The organism is Streptomyces katrae (assembly GCF_000966975.1).
Taxonomy (GTDB): Bacteria; Actinomycetota; Actinomycetes; order Streptomycetales; family Streptomycetaceae; genus Streptomyces; species Streptomyces katrae.
Window position 1 is genome coordinate 1 of sequence record NZ_JZWV01000504.1, and the last position, 3,972, is coordinate 3,972.

Here is a 3,972-nt window from a genome sequence, read left to right on the forward strand (position 1 = left end):
CAGCCCCGCCGCTACACCACCGCCGGCACCGAGTACGAGGTCCAGTACCAGCCCGTCGACCGCCCGGGCGTACGCGTCCTGGCCGCCACCCCCGCCCTCGTCACCCTCGAAGTCGACGGCGTACGACGCACGTTCCACGTGAAACACAAATCGAACACCGTCTACGTGGACTCCACCCATGGCTCCCACACCCTGACCCGCGTCCCCCGGTTCCCCGATCCCCAGGACCGCACCGAACCGGGCTCCCTGCTCGCCCCCATGCCCGGCACCGTCGTCCGCGTCGCCGAGGGCCTCACCCCCGGCACCACCGTCACCGCCGGGCAGCCCCTGCTCTGGCTGGAGGCCATGAAGATGGAGCACCGCATCCTCGCCCCCGCCTCCGGCACGCTCACCGCGCTCCACGCCGCCACCGGCCAACAGGTCGAATTCGGCGCCCTGCTCGCCGTAGTCCAGGAGGAAACGCCGTCATGAGCCCCACCGAAACCGAAGAGCACCAGGCCCTGCGCGCCGCCGTCGCCGCCCTCGGACAGCGCTACGGCCGTGACTACCTCGCCCGGCTCGCCCGCGAGGGCGGCCACCCCGACGAACTGTGGGCCGACGCCGCCAAGCTCGGCTACCTCGGGGTGAACCTCCCCGAGGAGTACGGGGGCGGGGGCGGCGGCATCGCCGAACTCTCCATCGTCCTGGAGGAACTCGGCGCCGCCGGCTGCCCGCTGCTGATGATGGTCGTCTCCCCGGCCATCTGCGGAACGGTCATCGCCCGGTTCGGCACCGAGGCCCAGAAACGGGCCTGGCTCCCCGGGCTCGCGGACGGCAGCCGCACGATGGCCTTCGGCATCACCGAACCCGACGCCGGCTCCAACTCCCACCGCATCACCACCACCGCCCGGCGCGACGGCGACGCATGGGTCCTCACGGGCCGCAAGGTGTTCATCTCCGGCGTGGACATCGCCGACGCCACGCTGATCGTCGGCCGCACGGAGGACGCCCGCACGGGCCGCCTCAAGCCCTGCCTGTTCATCGTCCCCCGCGAGACCCCCGGCTTCTCCCGCTCGGTGATCGACATGGAACTCCAGGCGGCGGAGAAGCAGTTCGAACTGGTCCTGGACGAGGTCCGGCTCCCCGCCGAGGCACTGGTCGGGGACGAGGACGCCGGGCTGCTCCAGCTCTTCGCGGGCCTGAACCCCGAACGGATCATGACGGCGGCCTTCGCCATCGGGATGGGGCGGTACGCGCTGGCGAAGGCGGTGGACTACGCCCGCACCCGCCAGGTGTGGAACGAACCGATCGGCGCCCACCAGGCGGTCGCGCACCCGCTGGCGGCGGCACACATCGAACTGGAACTGGCGCGGCTGATGATGCAGAAGGCCGCGCGGCTCTACGACGCCGGGGACGACATGGGGGCCGGGGAGGCGGCGAACATGGCGAAGTACGCGGCGGGGGAGGCGTGCGTGCGGGCGGTGGACCAGGCGGTGCACACGCTGGGCGGGAACGGCCTCACCCGCGAGTACGGGCTGGCGTCCCTGATCACGGCGGCCCGGGTCGCGCGGATCGCGCCGGTCAGCCGGGAGATGATCCTCAACTTCGTCTCCCACCAGACGCTGGGCCTCCCCAAGTCCTACTGACCCGCGGCTGGTCCTGCCGAGCTTCCCGGCCACCCCCGGCCCCGCCGACCACCGGGAAGCCCCGCCAGGGCGACGCCCCCACCCCGACCGGGTGAACGGCAGGACCGTGCCGGCCCCGTGGGCCGGGGAGGGGCGGAGCAGGGCGGGGCNGGGCGGGGCGGGGGCGGGGGTGGTGCCGCGTACCCTCCCCGGAGGGGGCCGGCGCCCCGTCAACAGACCCCTCCGGAGGAGACATGGCCCCACTCGTGCACGCCGCCAAGGCGACCGGCATCACCACCCTCACCCTCGACTCCCCGGCCAACCGCAACGCGCTCTCCGCGCAGCTCGTCGGCGAGCTGCGGGCCGCGCTCGCCGAAGCCGGCAAGGACACCGGCACCCGCGCGGTGCTCCACACCCACGGCACCCGCGCGGTGCTCCTCACCCACACCGGCAACACCTTCTGCGCCGGAGCCGACCTGAAGTCCCCCTGCGACCCCGCCGACTTCCTCGCCCTGCTGCGCGAGCTCACCACGCTCCCCAAGCCGGTCGTGGCCCGCGTCACCGGGCACGTCCGCGCCGGCGGCCTCGGGGTGCTCGGCGCCTGCGACATCGCCGCCGCCGGGCCGCAGTCCTCGTACGCCTTCACCGAGACCCACCTCGGCCTGGCCCCGGCCGTGATCTCGATGACCCTGCTGCCCCGTCTCGACCCCCGCGCGGCCTCCCGCTACTTCCTGACCGCCGAACCCTTCGACGCGGCCGAGGCCACCCGGATAGGGCTGCTCACCCTCCACACGGACGGCGACCCGGACACCGCCCTCGCGCCCGTCCTGGACGGGCTGCGCAAGGCCTCCCCGCAGGCCCTCGCGGAGACCAAGGCGATGGTCGCCGCCGGGGTGAGGGAGGCCCTGGACCGGGACGGCGACCGGCTGAGCGAACTCTCCGCGCGGCTCTTCGCCTCCGCCGAGGCCCGTGAGGGCATCACCGCCCGGTTCGAGCGCCGGGACCCGTCATGGGTACGCTGACCGGCCCCGAGAGCGGCACCGCCGCCACCCCCGCCCGCGGCCTCCCCAAGCAGGCCCGCAGCCGGGTCACCCGGCGGCACCTCCTGGAGGCGGCCGTGTCCTGCCTCGCCGAGCACGGCTGGGCCGGCTCCACCGTCGCCGTGGTCGCCGAGCGCGCCGGGGTGTCGCGGGGTGCGGCCCAGCACCACTTCCCGACCCGGGAGGCACTCTTCACGGCCGCCGTCGAGTACGTCTCCGAGGAACGCTCCACCGCCCTGCGGGAGCTCTTCCAGGCCGCTCCGGCCCCCCGGCCGGCGGTCGTGGAGGCCCTGGTCGACCTGTACACGGGGGCCCTGTTCCGGGCCGCGCTCCAGCTGTGGGTGGCGGCCTCCAACGAGGAGCAGCTGCGGCCCCAGGTCACCGAGCTGGAGGCCAGGGTCGGCCGGGAGACCCACCGCATCGCCGTCGAGCTGCTGGGCGCGGACGAGTCGGTCCCGGGGGTACGGGAGACCGTGCAGGGGCTCCTCGACATGGCCCGGGGCCTGGGCCTGGCGAACGTGCTGACGGACGACACGGCCCGCCGGGAGCGGGTCGTCGCCCAGTGGTCGAGGATCATCGACGCCGCCCTGGGATGACCGGCGCACGGCGGACTCCGCACGGCGGCCGCGGAACACCGGACCCGGCACACGCGGAACACCGCACACGGAAGGGCGCCGCATCCCGCCCTGCGAAGGGGGGTGCGGCGCCCTGCGGGTGGCCGTCGGGGTCAGGCGGTGGAGGCGATGTCCGCGTAGCCCTCGATGTCACGCGGGTCGCGCCGGCCCGGCCCGATGTAGCGGGCCGAGGGGCGGACCAGGCGGCCCGTGCGCTTCTGCTCCAGGATGTGCGCGGACCAGCCGGCGGTACGGGCGCAGCTGAACATGGACGTGAACATGTGCGCCGGGACCTCCGCGAAGTCCAGCATGATCGCGGCCCAGAACTCGACGTTCGTCGCGAGCACCCGGTCGGGGCGCCGGGCGTGCAGTTCCTCCAGGGCGGCCTTCTCCAGTGCGGCGGCCACCTCGTAGCGCGGGGCGTCGAGCTCCTTGGCGGTGCGCCGCAGGACGCGGGCGCGCGGGTCCTCGGCGCGGTAGACGCGGTGGCCGAAGCCCATGAGGCGCTCGCCCTTGTCGAGGGCCTTCTTCACGTAGGCCACGGCGTCGCCGGTGCGCTCGATCTCCTCGATCATGCCGAGGACGCGCGACGGCGCGCCGCCGTGCAGCGGCCCGGACATGGCGCCGACCGCACCCGACAGGGCGGCGGCGACGTCGGCGCCGGTGGAGGCGATGACGCGCGCGGTGAAGGTGGAGGCGTTCATGCCGTGCTCG

The 3,972-nt window shown here is 74.5% G+C and carries 5 protein-coding genes; 4 read left to right on the top strand and 1 reads right to left on the bottom strand.

From position 1 onward, the window contains the following. The 4 genes from VR44_RS18460 to VR44_RS18475 form a co-directional block, all read left to right on the top strand. On the top strand, positions 1-471 hold a 471-nt coding region (locus VR44_RS18460), incomplete at its 5' end, for an acyl-CoA carboxylase biotin carboxyl carrier protein subunit (protein WP_045948631.1). Next, positions 468-1,625 (top strand): acyl-CoA dehydrogenase family protein, encoded by a 1,158-nt coding sequence (locus VR44_RS18465; RefSeq protein ID WP_045948632.1) that lies wholly within the window; start codon positions 468-470, stop codon positions 1,623-1,625. The genes VR44_RS18460 and VR44_RS18465, both read left to right, overlap by 4 nt. 233 nt (positions 1,626-1,858) lie before the next feature. Next, positions 1,859-2,626: an enoyl-CoA hydratase family protein gene (locus VR44_RS18470; RefSeq protein ID WP_045948633.1), complete on the top strand. Its 768-nt coding sequence runs from the start codon at positions 1,859-1,861 to the stop codon at positions 2,624-2,626. After that, positions 2,614-3,240 carry a TetR/AcrR family transcriptional regulator gene (locus VR44_RS18475; protein ID WP_045948634.1) on the top strand — a complete coding sequence of 209 codons (627 nt, stop codon included), beginning with the start codon at positions 2,614-2,616 and terminating at the stop codon, positions 3,238-3,240. Before VR44_RS18470 ends, VR44_RS18475 begins: the two co-directional genes overlap by 13 nt. A 131-nt stretch (positions 3,241-3,371) precedes the next feature. Here VR44_RS18475 and VR44_RS18480 read toward each other — a convergent pair. After that, positions 3,372-3,972: citrate synthase (locus tag VR44_RS18480; protein WP_045948635.1), on the bottom strand; the 601-nt coding region annotated here is incomplete at its 5' end.